The sequence below is a fragment of the Campylobacter concisus genome, assembly GCF_002914005.1.
Taxonomy (GTDB): domain Bacteria; phylum Campylobacterota; class Campylobacteria; order Campylobacterales; family Campylobacteraceae; genus Campylobacter_A; species Campylobacter_A concisus_N.
The window spans coordinates 1-559 of the sequence record NZ_POZU01000039.1; the positions used below are offsets into that span (position 1 = coordinate 1).

The 559-nt window shown below is 22.0% G+C and carries 1 protein-coding gene; it reads right to left on the reverse strand.

The genetic code is table 11. From position 1 onward, the window contains the following. A partial coding sequence (locus CYP54_RS09875) for a hypothetical protein (RefSeq protein ID WP_181001523.1) occupies positions 1-559 on the reverse strand: 559 nt, incomplete at both ends.

The following is a 559-nucleotide window of genomic DNA, read 5'->3' on the forward strand; positions in this document are numbered from 1 at the left end:
GTCTCTACTGCTTTTAAAAAACTATCTTTCCATAGTTTATAATCAGGTTCTTGAATAAACAAGATTTCTTGATATTTTTTCATACTAGATAAATATCTTTTGATTATATCCTCATAAATATCTTTTTCTGAGCTACTTTTAGCATTGCCTAAATATTCGTATAATTTATTAAGTTGTTGTTTTATTCTATCAATGGGCAAAATCAGAGATTTTTTTAAATCTTGTTCAATATTGTTAACATTTTTTATTTTAAAAATATCAGATACATTTCTATCATCAAATAGATCGGTTATCTTGCTTTCATAAGAGATATATTCAATCGTTTTACTAGTATATAATTTTTTTAAATTTATTAAATTTTGTTTATAAATTAGTTCTTTATTTTGTAAATCTTGTTCATTTTTTTCATATTCTTCCATTTGTTTAATTAAGGCATTATTGGTGTTTTTAAGATCGTTTTCTTTATCATTAAGTTCGGCTATTCTAACATTAGTCATATTAAGTTCATTTGATTTCTTTAACAATTCTTTGCTGATTTTTTGATTTTCAATAGTAATAT